16 protein-coding genes are annotated in these 14,610 nt (G+C 65.3%); 8 read left to right on the forward strand and 8 right to left on the reverse strand.

Annotated features, from left to right (window positions below):
- Positions 1–12: 12 nt before the first annotated feature.
- The 4 genes from glgC (at position 13) to ASE69_RS07280 (ending at position 5,337) form a co-directional block, all read left to right on the forward strand.
- Complete coding sequence (gene glgC / locus ASE69_RS07265; RefSeq protein ID WP_414882960.1) at positions 13–1,272, forward strand: glucose-1-phosphate adenylyltransferase; 1,260 nt, start codon at positions 13–15, stop codon at positions 1,270–1,272.
- 148 nt (positions 1,273–1,420) lie between these two features.
- Positions 1,421–2,866 carry a glycogen synthase GlgA gene (gene glgA / locus ASE69_RS07270; RefSeq protein ID WP_056484774.1) on the forward strand — a complete coding sequence of 482 codons (1,446 nt, stop codon included), beginning with the start codon at positions 1,421–1,423 and terminating at the stop codon, positions 2,864–2,866.
- Entirely contained in the window at positions 2,863–4,482 is a 1,620-nt protein-coding gene (locus tag ASE69_RS07275) for an alpha-D-glucose phosphate-specific phosphoglucomutase (RefSeq protein WP_056484776.1), read from the forward strand. Before glgA ends, ASE69_RS07275 begins: the two co-directional genes overlap by 4 nt.
- Before the next feature lie 18 nt (positions 4,483–4,500).
- Entirely contained in the window at positions 4,501–5,337 is an 837-nt protein-coding gene (locus tag ASE69_RS07280; RefSeq protein ID WP_056484778.1) for an HpcH/HpaI aldolase/citrate lyase family protein, read from the forward strand.
- Between the two features lie 138 nt (positions 5,338–5,475).
- Here ASE69_RS07280 and ASE69_RS07285 read toward each other — a convergent pair whose 3' ends face one another.
- The 5 genes from ASE69_RS07285 to ASE69_RS07305 form a co-directional block, all read right to left on the reverse strand.
- Positions 5,476–5,766, reverse strand: a complete 291-nt coding sequence (locus ASE69_RS07285) for a hypothetical protein (protein WP_056061052.1) — start codon at positions 5,764–5,766, stop codon at positions 5,476–5,478.
- Between the two features lie 82 nt (positions 5,767–5,848).
- On the reverse strand, positions 5,849–6,430 hold the full coding sequence (locus ASE69_RS07290) for an ABC-type transport auxiliary lipoprotein family protein (protein ID WP_056061054.1): 582 nt from the start codon (positions 6,428–6,430) through the stop codon (positions 5,849–5,851).
- An 8-nt stretch (positions 6,431–6,438) separates the two neighbouring features.
- Positions 6,439–7,404, reverse strand: coding sequence for an MlaD family protein (locus tag ASE69_RS07295; RefSeq protein ID WP_056484780.1), 966 nt, complete (start codon positions 7,402–7,404; stop codon positions 6,439–6,441).
- Positions 7,404–8,312, reverse strand: a complete 909-nt coding sequence (locus ASE69_RS07300) for an ABC transporter ATP-binding protein (protein ID WP_056484782.1) — start codon at positions 8,310–8,312, stop codon at positions 7,404–7,406. Before ASE69_RS07300 ends, ASE69_RS07295 begins: the two co-directional genes overlap by 1 nt.
- Positions 8,312–9,421 carry an ABC transporter permease gene (locus ASE69_RS07305; RefSeq protein ID WP_056061063.1) on the reverse strand — a complete coding sequence of 370 codons (1,110 nt, stop codon included), beginning with the start codon at positions 9,419–9,421 and terminating at the stop codon, positions 8,312–8,314. The genes ASE69_RS07300 and ASE69_RS07305 overlap by 1 nt, the downstream gene beginning before the upstream one ends.
- Before the next feature lie 62 nt (positions 9,422–9,483).
- Between ASE69_RS07305 and ASE69_RS07310 the strand changes: the two genes are divergently transcribed.
- The 4 genes from ASE69_RS07310 (at position 9,484) to ASE69_RS21955 (ending at position 12,085) form a co-directional block, all read left to right on the forward strand.
- Positions 9,484–10,188: an HAD family hydrolase gene (locus tag ASE69_RS07310; protein WP_235518245.1), complete on the forward strand. Its 705-nt coding sequence runs from the start codon at positions 9,484–9,486 to the stop codon at positions 10,186–10,188.
- 542 nt (positions 10,189–10,730) lie between these two features.
- Positions 10,731–11,075, forward strand: coding sequence for a hypothetical protein (locus ASE69_RS22880; protein ID WP_235518247.1), 345 nt, complete (start codon positions 10,731–10,733; stop codon positions 11,073–11,075).
- Positions 11,076–11,527: 452 nt separating this feature from the next.
- Positions 11,528–11,758 carry a hypothetical protein gene (locus ASE69_RS07325; RefSeq protein WP_056484788.1) on the forward strand — a complete coding sequence of 77 codons (231 nt, stop codon included), beginning with the start codon at positions 11,528–11,530 and terminating at the stop codon, positions 11,756–11,758.
- 93 nt (positions 11,759–11,851) lie between these two features.
- Positions 11,852–12,085 (forward strand): hypothetical protein, encoded by a 234-nt coding sequence (locus ASE69_RS21955; RefSeq protein ID WP_156362221.1) that lies wholly within the window; start codon positions 11,852–11,854, stop codon positions 12,083–12,085.
- Between the two features lie 27 nt (positions 12,086–12,112).
- Here ASE69_RS21955 and ASE69_RS21960 read toward each other — a convergent pair whose 3' ends face one another.
- The 3 genes from ASE69_RS21960 to ASE69_RS07335 all read right to left on the reverse strand — a co-directional run bounded on the left by ASE69_RS21960 (position 12,113) and on the right by ASE69_RS07335 (position 14,559).
- Complete coding sequence (locus tag ASE69_RS21960) at positions 12,113–12,604, reverse strand: hypothetical protein (RefSeq protein WP_156362222.1); 492 nt, start codon at positions 12,602–12,604, stop codon at positions 12,113–12,115.
- 269 nt (positions 12,605–12,873) lie between these two features.
- Entirely contained in the window at positions 12,874–14,142 is a 1,269-nt protein-coding gene (locus ASE69_RS07330; RefSeq protein WP_056484790.1) for a DUF445 domain-containing protein, read from the reverse strand.
- A gap of 147 nt (positions 14,143–14,289) precedes the next feature.
- Positions 14,290–14,559, reverse strand: a complete 270-nt coding sequence (locus ASE69_RS07335) for a hypothetical protein (RefSeq protein ID WP_056484792.1) — start codon at positions 14,557–14,559, stop codon at positions 14,290–14,292.
- Positions 14,560–14,610 lie beyond the last annotated feature (51 nt).

A 14,610-nucleotide genomic window follows, 5' to 3' on the forward strand; every position in this document is an offset into this window, starting at 1 on the left:
GAGACTGACATGGTGGAACGGCGGGGACAGCCATTGGCGCGCGACGCGATGGCGTATGTGCTGGCCGGCGGCCGCGGCAGTCGCCTGATGGAGCTGACCGATACGCGCGCGAAACCCGCGGTGTACTTCGGCGGCAAGGCGCGCATCATCGATTTCGCGCTGTCGAATGCGATCAACTCGGGCATCCGCCGGATCGGCGTCGCGACGCAGTACAAGGCGCATTCGCTGATCCGCCATCTCCAGAGCGGCTGGAACTTCCTGCGTTCGGAACGCAACGAGAGCTTCGACATCCTGCCCGCGTCGCAGCGCATCAGCGAGTTCCAATGGTACGAGGGCACCGCCGACGCGGTCTACCAGAACATCGACATCATCGAGAGCCATGCGCCCGAATACATGGTCATCCTGGCCGGCGACCACATCTACAAGATGGATTACGAGCTGATCCTGCAACAGCATTGCGAGACCGGCGCGGACGTCACAATCGCCTGCCTCGAAGTGCCGCGGATGGAGGCGGTCGGCTTCGGCGTGATGGCCGTGGACGAGCAAGACAACGTCACCGCGTTCGTCGAGAAGCCCGCCGATCCGCCCGCGATCCCCGGCAACCCGGACATCGCACTGGCATCGATGGGGATCTACGTCTTCACGACCAAGCTGCTGTTCGAAGAGCTTCGTCGCGACGCCGCAACCCCCGGATCGTCGCGCGATTTCGGCAAGGACATCATCCCTTACCTCGTGAAAAACGGCAAGGCGGTCGCGCATCGCTTCTCCGACAGCTGCGTCCGCTCGGGGCTCGAGGTCGAGGCCTATTGGCGCGATGTCGGCACGGTCGACGCGTATTGGGAGGCGAACATCGACCTTACCGACGTCGTGCCCAAGCTCGACCTCTACGATCGCAGCTGGCCACTCTGGACCTATTCGGAGGTCACGCCTCCCGCAAAGTTCGTCCACGCCGACGACGGCCGCCGCGGCGAGGCGGTGTCGAGTCTCGTGTCGGGCGATTGCATCATCTCCGGCTCCTCGATCCACCGCAGCCTGATCTTCACCGGCACGCGCGCGCACAGCTACTCGATGCTCGATCAAGCGGTGATCCTCCCGCACTGCGTGATCGGCCGAGGCGCGCGCCTGTCGAAGGTGGTGGTCGATCGCGGCGTCGAAATCCCCGACGGCCTGGTCGTAGGCGAGGACGCAGAATCCGACGCCCAGCGCTTCCGCCGCACCGACAACGGCGTCGTGCTCGTAACCAAATCCATGATCGACCGGCTCACCGCGTGATGACCAACGCAAATCCTCCCCGGCACGGGGAGGGGGACCATGCATCGCATGGTGGAGGGGGGCTTCCACAAGCGATACGTTGGCGGCGAGCCCCCTCCACCATTCGCCAGTGGCGAACGGTCCCCCTCCCCGTGCCGGGGAGGATTTGATGCGCGTCCTCTCCGTCGCCTCGGAAGCCTATCCCCTCATAAAAACCGGTGGTCTCGCGGACGTCGTCGGCGCGCTTCCGGCTGCGCTCGCGCCGCATAACGTCGCGCTGACCACGTTCCTCCCCGGCTACCCAGCCCTCGCCGCCGTCACCAAGCGCGCGAAAGTCGTCCACCGCTACACAGACTTGCTCGGCACCGAAGCCCGCATCCTGAAAGCGAAGATCGGCGACCACCCGCTCCTCGTCCTCGACGCCCCCGCGCTGTTCGCCCGAGGCGGCGGCCCGTACGGCGACGCGACCGGCGCGGACTGGTCTGACAACTGGCGCCGCTTCGCCGCGTTCAGCCGCGCCGCCGCCGATCTCGCCTCCGGCACGGTCCCCGGCTACGCGTTCGACATCCTCCACGCGCACGACTGGCAAGCGGCGATGGCCCCCGCGTATCTCCGCTACGCTCCCGGCCCCGGCGTCCCCGCCAAGACGGTCGTCACGATCCACAACATCGCGTTCCAGGGGCGTTACGGCCACGACATCTTCGCCGACCTCGCGCTCCCCGACGAAGCCTTCGCGCTCGATGGCATCGAGTATTACGGTGGCGTCGGTTTCCTCAAGGCCGGTCTCGAAGCCGCCGACGCGATCACCACCGTCAGCCCGACCTACGCCGCCGAAATCCGCCGCAGCGAGTTCGGCATGGGTCTCGAAGGCCTCATCAACGACCGCGCCGGCCGCGTCACCGGGATCGTCAACGGCATCGATCCCGCCGTCTGGAACCCTGAGACCGACGCGTCCCTACCCGCCCGCTACACCGCGCGCACGCTCGCCCGCCGCCGTACCAACAAGCGCGCGATCGAAACCCTGTTCGGCCTCGACGCCGGCGACGGCCCGATCTTCACCGTCATCAGCCGCCTGACCTGGCAGAAAGGCATGGATGTCCTCGCCGGCGCGCTCGACGAACTCGTCGCACTCGGCGGCCGTCTCGCGTTGCTCGGATCGGGCGACACCGAACTCGAGCACGCCTTCCTCGCCGCCGCCGAACGCCACCCCGGCCGGATCGGTGTCCGCATCGGCTATGACGAGCCCGTCTCGCACCTGCTCCAAGGCGGCGCCGACGCGATCCTGATCCCGTCGCGGTTCGAACCCTGCGGCCTGACGCAACTCTACGGTCTAGCTTACGGCTGCATCCCCGTCGTCGCGCGCACCGGCGGGCTTGCCGACACCGTGATCGACGCCAACGAAGCCGCAATCGCCGCGGGCGTCGCCACCGGCGTCCAGCATGACGGCGTCACGCCCGAAGCACTCAGCCACGCGCTACGCCGAACGATGGCCCTCTATGCACGCCCCGATCGCTGGTCCATGTTGCAGCGCAACGCGATGCGCGCGGACTTCTCGTGGGACGAGAGCGGCCGCCGCTACGCAGACCTTTACGCAAGCCTGACGGGGACCGCATGATCCGCACCGTATCGACCACGCCCTACACCGATCAGAAGCCCGGCACCTCGGGCCTGCGCAAGAAGGTGAAGGTCTTCCAGCAACCGAACTACGCCGAGAATTTCGTCCAGAGCGTGTTCGACGTCGTCGCGGACAAGGCCGGCGCGACTCTGGTCATCGGCGGCGACGGTCGCTTCCTTAACCGCGAAGTGATCCAGGTCGCGATCCGCATGGCCGCAGCGAACGGCTTCGGCCGCGTGATCGTCGGCTGCGGCGGTATCCTCTCGACGCCCGCCGCCAGCCACATGATCCGCAAGCGCGGCGCGATCGGTGGCCTCGTCCTCTCGGCAAGCCACAACCCCGGCGGTCCCGACGAGGATTTCGGGATCAAGTACAACATCGCCAATGGCGGCCCCGCCCCTGAGTCCGTGACCGACGCGATCAACGCACGCACGCTCGAGATCGACCGCTGGCTGACGGTCGACGCCGATGACATCGACCTCGACACCGACGGCGAAGTCACGGTCGGTACGATGCCGGTCGAGGTCGTCGACCCGGTCGAGGACTACGCCGCGCTCATGGAAACGCTGTTCGACTTCGACGCCATTCGCGCGGCGAAACTGACGATGGCGTTCGACGCGATGAGCGCGGTCACCGGCCCCTACGCTAAGGAAATCCTCGAACGCCGCCTCGGTTTCGCGCCCGGCACCGTCCGCAACGGCGAACCGCTCCCCGATTTCGGCGGCCATCACCCCGATCCCAACCTCGTCCACGCGCACGCGCTCTACGAGACGATGATGGCCCCCAACGCGCCCGATTTCGGCGCAGCGTCGGACGGCGACGGCGACCGCAACCTGATCATCGGCAAGCACCGCTTCGTCACCCCCTCGGACAGTCTCGCGATGCTCGCGGCGAACGCACACCTCGCGCCCGGCTATGCAGGCGGTCTCAAGGGCATCGCCCGCTCGATGCCGACCAGCGCCGCCGCCGACCGTGTCGCGCAGGCGCTCGGCATCCCAGCCTACGAGACCCCGACCGGCTGGAAGTTCTTCGGCAATCTGCTCGACGCCGGCATGGCGACGATCTGCGGCGAGGAAAGCGCCGGCACCGGCTCCGACCATGTCCGCGAGAAGGACGGCCTGTGGGCGGTCCTGTCGTGGCTCAACATCCTCGCAGTCCGCGGCGACAGCGTCGACACGATCGCCCGCGATCATTGGGCAAAGTTCGGCCGCAACTACTACGCGCGCCACGATTACGAAGGCGTCGAGACCCCGCGCGCCGACGCGTTGATGGCCGCCCTGCGCGCCAGCCTCGCCACCCTGCCCGGCCAGCAGTTCGGCGATCTCACCGTCGAGACCGCGGACGAGTTCGCCTATACCGACCCGACCGACGGCTCGATCAGCCGCAACCAGGGTGTCCGCATCCTGTTCGAAGGTGGCAGCCGCGTCGTGTTCCGTCTGTCGGGCACCGGCACCACCGGTGCGACGCTGCGCGTGTACCTCGAACGCTACGAGCCCGTCGGCGGCGACCTCGACCGCGACACCGGCGAGATGCTCGCCAGCATCGTCACCGCGGCAGAGTCGATAGCCGGCATTGCCCAACACACCGGCCGCACCGCCCCCGACGTCGTCACCTGATCCGCAACGGCCGATAGCATGACGACCAGACGCCGCCGCAGCGCGCTCTACATGCCCGCCTCGAACGCCCGCGCCATCGCCAAGGCGCGGACGCTCGCGTGCGACGTCGTCATCCTCGACCTGGAAGACGCCGTCGCGCCCGACGAGAAGGCCGCAGCCCGTGACCGCGTGGTCGAGGCCGTCCGCGAAGGCGAGTTCGGCGAGCGCGAACTGGTAGTCAGGGTCAACGGCCTCGACACCCCCCGGTATGCCGACGACATCGCCGCGATCCGCGCGATAGACGTAGCAGCGGTGCTCGTCCCCAAGGTCTCGTCTGTCGCCGACCTGCTCACGGTCCGCGCATCGCTAGGCGAAGACGGCCCACCAGTCTGGGCAATGATCGAGACCTGCGCCGCGATCCTCGTCCTCCCCGCCCTATCCGCAGCAGCAGCCGAAACGCGCCTCACCGCGCTGGTCATCGGCACCAACGATCTCGCCAAGGAGATGCGCTGCCGACTCGGCGCCGATCGCATGCCGCTGATCCCTGCTCTCACGGCAACGATCATGGCCGCCCGCGCTGCCGGGATCGTCGCGCTGGACGGCGTCTGCAACGCCCTCGACGACCCGCCCCGCTTCGCCGCCGAGTGCGCGCAAGGCGCGACGCTCGGGTTCGACGGCAAGACGCTGATCCACCCGTCTCAAATCGAAGCGGCCAACGCCGGTTTTGGCCCTAGCGAGGAGGAGTTGGCATGGGCGCGCACGATCGTCGCCGCCTTTTCCGAGCCCGAGAATGCCGACAAGGGTGCCATCCGGTTAGACGGCCAGATGGTGGAACGTTTGCACCTTGCCGAGGCGGAAGCCACGCTCGGACGCTGAAGCGCTAACAAGCACGTACCCAGACACCGTCCGTCATCCTGACGAAAGTCAGGGTCCAGAGCCGTGAAGCGCACCGCAAGTAACCCTGGATCCTGACTTTCGTCAGGATGACAGATGCTTCGATGACGAGCTTCGGCCCTACCCCGCCTTCTTCCGCCGTGTCTCCCAACCCTTCTTCGCCGCCGCAGACTTCGCCGCCGCGCTACGCCCAGCCGCCTGCTTCCCGCCCTCATGCGAAGACGCATGCGTATCGGGCTTGCCGCGGCCCGAGCCGGACAGGTTGCCTCCGCCAGAATCCTTGTTCACCGCAGCCCAGGCCCGCGCCTCGGCCTCCTTCTCCGGAACGCCGCGCTCTTCATAGCCGTCCGCGATATGCGCGGCCTTGCGCTTCTGCTTGTCGGTGTACGCGCTCTTGTCGCCCTGTGGCATCGTCGCTCTCCTCGTCAGAAAGCGTCAACGCTCAGGCCGACGCCGCGTTCAGAACGAAGGGGCGTTCAGAACGAAGGGGCGTTCACCGACCGATCCAGTCCGCCACCTGCGTCGCCACCTGGTTCGCCGCCTGGTTGATCCCGGCCGCCGCCGAAGGCGCATCGATCGCCGAGACCGGCACGCGCGCCTCGAAGCGATGCTTCTCGACCGTCGTCTTGCCGACACGCGTCAGCGACGCATCGAACGTCACGACGGCCTCGCGGGTCGTCGCATCGAGACCGAACGACCGCAGCTCGCCACCGAGCAAGCCGCCCGGATCGCCGACCGACTGTGCCGTCGACAGCACCACCAGCCCGGTACGCGCCGCGACGGTATCCGACACCAGCCGCGAGAACAGCCGCGCCGGGGGCTCGGCCCACTGCGCGTCGGTCACGTATGCGATCGAAGTCGGCGTCGCCTGCACCGGCACGCGCGCGGTCGCCAGCGACTGCGGTACGACCGGGACCTGGATCGTGATCGACTTCGCGGTCGCCGAATCCTGGTTCTGGCCGACCGGCACCGACGATGCGCTCGTCAGCGTCAACAGCGTGGGGGGCGGTTTCGCGCCGAAGCTGATGCACCCGGCGAGCGGCAGCATCGCGATCAGGATGAGTGGTGTCTTCATGGCGTGCCTCACTTACCCTTGTAATCCGGGAGCTTCTGCTGCCCGATCAGCGAACTCGCACCCTGCTGGTCGACCTTCTCGGCGACCGACGACAGCGCCGCGGCGGTCGTGCGGAGGTCGCGGACCAGACGGTTGGCCTCCGGGATCGTCGTCTTGGAGAAGGCCTGCAAGCCTGGCCGTGCATCGCCGATCGCGGCGTTCAACGTCTCCGCGCTCTGCTGTGCGGAGGTGATCGCCTTGTTCAGGTTCGCCATCGCCGGCTTCACGTCCTCGGACAGCACGCCGTTGGTGGTCTTGGCGAGCACGCCGAACTGCTGCGCGGCATCGCCCGCCTGCTGGATCGCAACCCGCGTCTGCGCGAGCGTCGCGGCGATCTCAGGCCCGCGATCCGCGAGCGCATCGGTCAGGCGGTTGGTGTTCTCGAGGATACCCGCGATCGACGCCTGGTTACGGTCGGTCAGCAAGCCCGTCAGGCGCTCGGTCAGAGTCGACAGACGCTCGAGCAACTGCGGTGCCGAGTTCAGGATCGCGCCCAGGCCGCCGAGCTTGGTCGGGATCACCGGCACGCCGTACGGGCATTCGGTCGGCGTCTTCGTGTCGGGGCAACCGATCGCCGGCGCACCCTTGCGCGCGCCATCGAGCGAGATCTGGCTGACGCCCGTGAAGCCGACGCCCGAGATCGACGCGGTCGTGCCCTGCAGCACCGGCGTCTCGTCGTTGACGCTGATCCGGACGCGGACGAACTGCGGATCGTTCTTCCACAGCGAGATCGTCTTCACCTGTCCCGACGGTACGCCCGAGAACACCACGGCGGAGCCGCGCGCGAGCCCATCGACCGACTGGCGGAAGAAGATGTCGTATTCCTTCTCTTCCTTGCCGCCGATCCGCGCGATCCACACGGTGAACAGCGCCAGCAGGGCCAGCAGGATCAGCACGACGGCGCCGACTAGGACGTGGTTCGAACGGGTTTCCATCAGCGCGTCCTTGCTTCTTTCTCGGCGTATGTCGCGTCGGCGTCGTCCGGCGCGGACTGCTTGGACTGGACTTCGGTAGGGTGTCGGGCTGCTTGCTCGTCGGCGCGCTCGTGCGCCTCCTGAGTCGCGACCGCGGCACGGCCGCGTGGCCCCTTGAAATACTCTTCGATCCACGGATGATCGAGCGCGATAAGCTCGTCGATCGTCCCGACCGCGATGACCTTCTTGTCGGCCAGCACCGCGACCCGGTCGCAGATCGCATACAGCGTATCGAGATCGTGCGTGATCAGGAACACCGTCAGCCCGAGCGTCTTCTGCAACGACTGGGTCAACCCGTCGAACGCCGCCGCCCCGATCGGATCGAGCCCCGCGGTCGGCTCGTCGAGGAAAAGCAACTCCGGGTCGAGCGCTAGCGCACGGGCAAGACCGGCACGCTTCTTCATGCCACCCGACAGCTCAGCGGGAAACTTGTTCGCGGCATCGGCGGGTAGGCCCGTCATCACCACCTTGTACGACGCGATCTCCGCGAGCAGCGCGGGCGACAGATCCGGATAGAATTCGCGCAACGGCACTTCGACGTTCTCGGCCACGGTCAGCGTCGAGAACAGCGCACCGCCCTGGAACAGCACGCCCCAGCGCTTGCGGATCTCGGTAGCCTCGGTTTCCTCGCGGCCGATATTGGGCTCGCCGAACACCGTGATCTCACCCGCGACCGGCGTCTGCAGCCCGATGATCGAGCGCATCAGCACCGACTTGCCGGTACCCGACCCGCCGACCACGCCGAGGATCTCGCCGCGCCGTACGTCGAGGTCGAGCCCCTCGTGCACCACCGAATCGCCGAACGCGTTCTTCAGCCCCTTCACGGAGATGATGAAATCGTCTGTCTTGTTGTCCGTCTTGCGGGGCATCAGTCCCAACCCAACCAGGTGAAGAACACCGCGAAGAACGCGTCGAGCACGATCACCAGGAAAATCCCCTGGACGACCGCGGAGGTGGTGCGCAGCCCGACCTGCTCGGCGTCCGATTCGACCTGCATCCCCTGGAAGCAGCCCGCGATCGCGATGATCGCGCCGAACACCGGTGCCTTGATCAGCGAGATATACAGATCGGTGATCGGCACGACCTCGCGGATGCGCGCGATGAACGTCACCGGCGGAATGCCGAGCTGCACCCAGCACAGCAGCCCGCCGCCGATGATCGCGATGATCGACGCATAGAAGCCGAGCAACGGCATCATTACGATCGCGGCGAGCACGCGGGGCAGCACCAGCGCCTCCATCGGCGACACGCCGATCGTCCGCATCGCGTCGATCTCTTCGGTGAGCTTCATCGTGCCCAACTGCGCCGCGAACGCCGAGCCAGAGCGCCCCGCGACCATGATCGCGGTCATCAGCAAACCGAGTTCGCGGATCGTCAGGCGACCGACGAGGTTGATCGTGAACACCTCCGCGCCGAACTGCCGCAGCTGGACCGCGCCCTGTTGCGCGATGACCATGCCGATCAGGAAGCTCATCAACCCGACGATGCCGAGCGCGGCGACGCCGACGACCTCGAACCGCTGGACCACGGCGTTGAACCGGAAGCGGCGTGGGTGGCGGATGACGCTGCCGAACGCGATCGTCGTCGCGCCGAGAAACCCGAGCAGGCCGAGCATCGTCTTGCCCGACAGCACCACCGCGTCGCCGATCTCACCGACCACGCGGGAGAGCGCACCGACCTTCGCAGGCCTGGCGGCGATCGGCTGGTCGGAGGCGACGACCTGGTCGAACAGCGCCTGATCGTTCTCGTCGAGCCCATCGATCGTCGCATCGTTGCGCGCCGCGAACCGGTGGACGACCCATGCGCCGATCGTGTCGATCCGGTCGACGCCGCTGAGGTCGACATGCTTCACCGAAGCCGCGTCGATCGCCTCGAGCCGATCGGGCAGATTGCCGATCTTCGCGAGCGACAGATCGCCGGTAAAGCGAAGCGTGCCGGTATCGGCACCGTCCTGCTGGAAATCGGCCATCGCGCTCATCGGGGGCACCTTTGCGGCAAAGTGACTGGATCGGCAAGATGAATGCGGCGTAAGCGACGACGATGATCGAAAAGCCTTCCGCCCCCCCGACCATCCGTCTCGCGATCTACGACATGGACAAGACGATCACGCACGCGCCGACCTGGACGCCGTTCCTGCTCCACACCGCGAAGAAAGGCGGCGCGCCGTGGCGGCTGGCGCTGGTCCCGTTCGCCGGCGTCGCCGCGCTCGGCTATGTCGGCAAGCTGATCAGCCGCGGCCGGCTCAAATACCTGATGCAGCGGATGATGCTCGGCAAGCGCATGACGCCCGCCGAAGAACGTCGAGCGGCCGAAGCCTTCGCCGACCGCGTCATGCGCGACGGCGTCTTCGCCAGCGCCCGCGCGCAGATCGAGGCCGACCGCGCCGCCGGCTACCGACTGGTCATGGCGACCGCGTCATACCGATTCTACGTCGAGGCGATCGCCAAGCGATTGGACTTCGACGCGGTGATCGGCACCGAGAGTCTGCGCGACCGCGACGGCGTCCTGCTCGCCGGCATCGAAGGCGAGAATTGCTACGGCCCGGCCAAACTGCGAATGATCCAGGCCTGGATGGACCGCGAAGGCATCCCCCGAGACGGCGCGCACGTCCGTTTCTATTCCGACCATGTTTCGGACGCCCCGACCTTCGAATGGGCCGACGAACCCTTCGCGGTGAATGCGCATGGGCCGTTGCGGCTGTTGGCGAAGGCTAAGGGCTGGCCGATGCCGGATTGGGAGCGGTAGCTCCGTTGCGTGAGCCGAGTGCCAAGTTAACCAGCTTGGTCCGTAACTATCGCCCAGTTGCGGACATTCCCAATGTCCGCCAGTCTCAAAAACATGAGGTGGATCGCACTCACATACCTGCTTACTCTGGCTTCCTGTCATCAGGCCGTCCCTCGCCTCGCAAGCTGTGTCGAGGCGCGCGACCCAAAACTTATCGTGCAGCGATGCTACGGGGGTGATCTGAGGAAGGACCGATATGTCGGCGACACTATATGCTTCCCGTTTGGACCGTCCCAACGCTTGACGGGAATTTGGCATGTGGAACTGGAAGGTTCGTACTTCGCGCTTTCATCTGACGGCAAGCAGACGAGGGATGTGTGGCTACAGGTCCCTAACCCGCCCCGGTCTGCGGTCGCATCGATGCAGGGTGATACGCCTCGCGACTTTGCTATTACAATTGATGGTCGCCGCTCACTCTGTCCTGCCGGGTTTGGCCATATGGGAATGTCGCCGAACGAAGTTATAGCCGATAAGCTGATCTCGATCGTCATGGCAACTTCGTCGTGATGGATCCGAAGGCTACTAACCTCTCCAAAACGGCCATTCCGCTTTCGCCCAGGATCAGACGCTCGAACGTTGATCTGCCGCTCTTGATTGCGGACGCCCGTTCAAGCTGCCACGATCCGCTGATGGAGAAGGTTTATCTGTTGCATCACGTCCGGTCAGACGAAGAGTGTGGCAACGATGCCAAGCTGATCGGCGTCTATCGTTCGCCTGAAGCAGCTGTCGCTGCTGCTCGTCGCTTATTGGTTCAACCTAGCTTCCGAGATCATCCGGAGGGTTTCCAGACCGACGCCTATACGCTCGATCAGGATCATTGGTGTGAGGGGTTTGGCTTCAAGGCGTGACTGCCTACGCCCGATTGCAGACATCCATCAGCGATGGCAGTAAGACGTATGAGTGCCTCAACCACCGCCGCAATCGCAATATTCACTGGCATTCTGTCGCCGAGCCTTCCCTGTGCGAACAAGCATGGTGACACGCTAATGCTAATAGGGGGCAGCGAGAGGGCCCTTCTGCAGTTCGAAAAAGCGGCAGCAGGCTGCCATCTCAACAGTGTTTCGCGCATACCTGCAGAAGTAGGAACCGGAACATGGGTTCGTGTCTCAGGTTCTCGGGCGGAGTTGACCAATAAGCCGCTGAATTGTGCCGCCCGTTACGTATTGGCTCACCTGAGCGGCGCAGATGCGCTGTCGTTTATTGGGAACGAACTACGATAGGCTGGGCTCTGCCTCCCTCGCATCTGGACCATTTTTTAACGCGCGCTTGCGGACGTTAGATCAAGCTTTAGACCACGTTCATGGTCACAGTGCGCTTCTCGAACGAAACTGATCAAGCCATTGAATTGATGGTGGAACCGTGGGGAGCGGTTGAGTCGATCCCGGCAGGCGCAGGGTTCGCCATCCATTACAGTCCGCAGGTTGATCGTGAAGATACGTCCTACGCAGAGTATCATGCCGGGATGATCCGTTTTTGGGTCGAGGGCAGCGATTATGAGGTGGACGTTGACGGCCAGCCTGTTCCGACGTGATGATCGCTCACGCTCAGTTGTCGCCGCTTGCAGCGCAGGTGGCGCTTCCCAAGGCCGAGGTTACGATGGGCCCGAGAAGGAGATGGGGGTAGCATGAAAGCGGCGTTCTGGCGTTTTGCACACCAACACTATCAAAGCAGCAAGCCGCTGCTCGTCGTTGATGGCGCAGCATTTATAAAGGTCCGTTTTTTACAAGCACGTTGTCCCGAAAGCCATCCGTCCACTTCCTTCCCATCGCCCATTCCGCTTCCGCCCATTCATTGCCACTCAACGCTCGGATGGCGCTGTTTGAAATTGGTTGCGTGGCCGGTCAGCAATCGCTCGTGAAAGGACCGGGTTATCTGAACGTCTTTCCTACCAACCTTGCCCACCATCTACGCCTGCCAAGACCGCTTCGGTTGCCGCACATGGCGGCCCCGAGAGCGTCCTACCAGTTAGGCGTAACACCAGAGGGGCGTTCGCCATCGTATCCCGTCTCATTCGCAATTCCACTACGTGGAAATTCGTCACAAGGCCGCCCCGATAATACCAGACAATTGTTTTATCACTAAAGACATAGGCTCGAATAAACTGACGATGTGGCAGATTTCTTGAATTTTCAGCTTCTACATCGAAGGGGACGAACTCCTCGCCAATATCTGCAACGCCTAACTTAATCCTACTAAACTCCGCAGCGACATCGGGAAGTTCGCGTAATGAAGTAACTATGCGGGCGGGCTTAGAAAGGCTGCAGCTAGCAGGAACTGGTTCGCTGAAACTTGTCGCTGCCGTCTGAGCATAAATGGACTGAACACCGAATCCGAGACCACGGGCCACAGCAAAAGTCGACGCCAGCTTCTTTCGCATGCCGTATCTCCGATACACTCCCACCAGACACGAAGACGCGGGTTCGCTAATTTATAACTGTCTAGCAATGACCACTATCATCATTTCATTGTCAATAGCGGCCCGTCCGCTATCCTCCCAACTCAGACATTCGATGTCGACAGGCCATCCCATCTCGATATGTTTTCAGAGCGGACCTCTCCAGGTCTTACTTCACCCAGACAGCCGCACCCTACCGGGTGGTAACGCTGCCTCCCGCGTGAGATCAAACCGATCACACACCGCCGCCATCACAACAGCACATCAACGCTGTGGATCACCAGCCCAACCAGGCCGCCGACGATCGTCCCGTTCACGCGGATGTATTGCAGGTCGCGGCCGACGGCGTTCTCCAGGCGACGGGTGATCGTGTCGGCGTCCCAGCTGCGGACCGTTTCCGAGACCAGCTTGACGATGCCGTCGCCGTAGTCCGCCGCCGCGCCGACCGCCGCACGCCGCACGAACCGGTTGATCGTCCGCGACATGCGTGGGTCGTGCTGCAACGTCTCGCCGAGCTGGCGCAGGATGTCGCCAAGCTTGCCGGCCATCGCCCGCTCGGGGTCGCGCGCAATCGCCAGCAGCGCGCCGCGTGCCTGCTCCCACAGGCCGTCGAGCCAGCGCTGCATCGCCGGATTGTCGAGCAGGTCGTTCCTCATCGTCTCGACGCGCTCGCGCATCCGGCGGTCATATTGCAGGTCCCAGGCGAGCCGATCGAGCCCCTCCTCCGCCTTCAGGCGCAGCGGATGTTCGGGGTCCTCCGCCATCTCCGCGAGCAGCTTGTCGAAGCCGCTGATGAGCTTGTCCGCGACGGTCGTGTCGAGCCCGGTCCAGCGCAGGATCGAGCCGGCCTTGTCGTGGACCATCGCGCGGACGAGGTGATCGTTCGCGGCCAGCGTCTTGGCCGCCCAGCGGATCGCGCTTTCGAGCAGCGGCGCGTGGCGGCGCTCGGCGATCGCGGCCTTGAGCAACTGGCCGAGGATCGGCGACACCTCCGTCGCGCGCAGGCGGGCGCCGATCCCGGCCTTGACCATCCCGCCGAGCCGCGCCGGATCGAGACCTTCCAGCACCTGCGCGACCAGCTTCGACGCGCCCTGGCGAAAGCGCCCCCCTGCCCCCTCGGGCGGATCGGTCAGCCAGCGGGCGATCGCCCCCGCCACGTCGAGGCGGCGGGTGCGCCTGGCGATAACGACGGGGATCAGGAAGTTCGCGCGGAGGAACTGCGCGAGCGTGTCGCCGATGCGGTCCTTGTTGCGCGGTACGATCGCGGTGTGCGGGATCGGCAGGCCGAGCGGATGGCGGAACAGCGCGGTCACCGCGAACCAGTCCGCGAGGCCGCCGACCATCGCCGCCTCCGCGAACGCGCGGACGAACGCGAAGGCGGGGTGGACGGGGACCAGCGCGCGACTGACGAAGAAGGTCGCGGCCATGAACACGAGCAGCCCGGTCGCGACGATCCGCATGCGGACGAGGGCGGGCGGCGTTGCTTCGCTCGCCGGGCGCGTGCGGATTGAAACTGTCATGCCCGAAACAATCCCCCAGCGCGGGGATAGTTCACGACCGCCGCCGACGATCCGGCTTTCGCCCAAAGTGCGCTCGACTCAGGTGCGCTGGGCTGGTGGAATTTAGCCACCCCCGCGCGTGATTGGCTAGGTCGCGAGCGGTCCGCGCTAGACTGCCACCCGGCTTGCGACCGATGCCGGCATGACCGGTCTACGCTCGACCGCCCCGTGTTTGACTTGCCCGTGCTCGACCAGACGGCTCGCGCTGGTGACGTTCGTGCCGTATTCCTCGACGCCAGGCCGACGCGCGATGCTTCTGGTCCGCCCGCGCTCGGCTGGCCCATGCTCGACCGCCCGGCTTTCCACTGAGTCCGGCATGACAGATCTACGCTCGACCGGCACGCGCTCGACCTCCCCATGCTCGACCCGACGGCCCATGCAGGCGCCGTTCGTGCCGTATTCCGCGACGCCCCGCCATCACGCGGAACT

Origin of the sequence: Sphingomonas sp. Leaf208 (assembly GCF_001421415.1) — a bacterium.
Lineage (GTDB): Bacteria > Pseudomonadota > Alphaproteobacteria > Sphingomonadales > Sphingomonadaceae > Sphingomonas.

Bases quoted from the DNA above. Each gene is read 5' to 3' on its own strand.
- glgA (WP_056484774.1), top strand. From the start codon at position 1,421: ATGCGCGTCCTCTCCGTCGCCTCGGAAGCCTATCCCCTCATAAAAACC.
- ASE69_RS07275 (WP_056484776.1), top strand. From the start codon at position 2,863: ATGATCCGCACCGTATCGACCACGCCCTACACCGATCAGAAGCCCGGC.
- ASE69_RS07280 (WP_056484778.1), top strand. From the start codon at position 4,501: ATGACGACCAGACGCCGCCGCAGCGCGCTCTACATGCCCGCCTCGAAC.
- ASE69_RS07285 (WP_056061052.1), bottom strand. From the start codon at position 5,766: ATGCCACAGGGCGACAAGAGCGCGTACACCGACAAGCAGAAGCGCAAG.
- ASE69_RS07290 (WP_056061054.1), bottom strand. From the start codon at position 6,430: ATGAAGACACCACTCATCCTGATCGCGATGCTGCCGCTCGCCGGGTGC.
- ASE69_RS07295 (WP_056484780.1), bottom strand. From the start codon at position 7,404: ATGGAAACCCGTTCGAACCACGTCCTAGTCGGCGCCGTCGTGCTGATC.
- ASE69_RS07300 (WP_056484782.1), bottom strand. From the start codon at position 8,312: ATGCCCCGCAAGACGGACAACAAGACAGACGATTTCATCATCTCCGTG.
- ASE69_RS07305 (WP_056061063.1), bottom strand. From the start codon at position 9,421: ATGAGCGCGATGGCCGATTTCCAGCAGGACGGTGCCGATACCGGCACG.
- ASE69_RS07310 (WP_235518245.1), top strand. From the start codon at position 9,484: ATGATCGAAAAGCCTTCCGCCCCCCCGACCATCCGTCTCGCGATCTAC.
- ASE69_RS07325 (WP_056484788.1), top strand. From the start codon at position 11,528: ATGGTCACAGTGCGCTTCTCGAACGAAACTGATCAAGCCATTGAATTG.
- ASE69_RS21955 (WP_156362221.1), top strand. From the start codon at position 11,852: ATGAAAGCGGCGTTCTGGCGTTTTGCACACCAACACTATCAAAGCAGC.
- ASE69_RS21960 (WP_156362222.1), bottom strand. From the start codon at position 12,604: ATGCGAAAGAAGCTGGCGTCGACTTTTGCTGTGGCCCGTGGTCTCGGA.
- ASE69_RS07330 (WP_056484790.1), bottom strand. From the start codon at position 14,142: ATGACAGTTTCAATCCGCACGCGCCCGGCGAGCGAAGCAACGCCGCCC.
- ASE69_RS07335 (WP_056484792.1), bottom strand. From the start codon at position 14,559: ATGGGCCGTCGGGTCGAGCATGGGGAGGTCGAGCGCGTGCCGGTCGAG.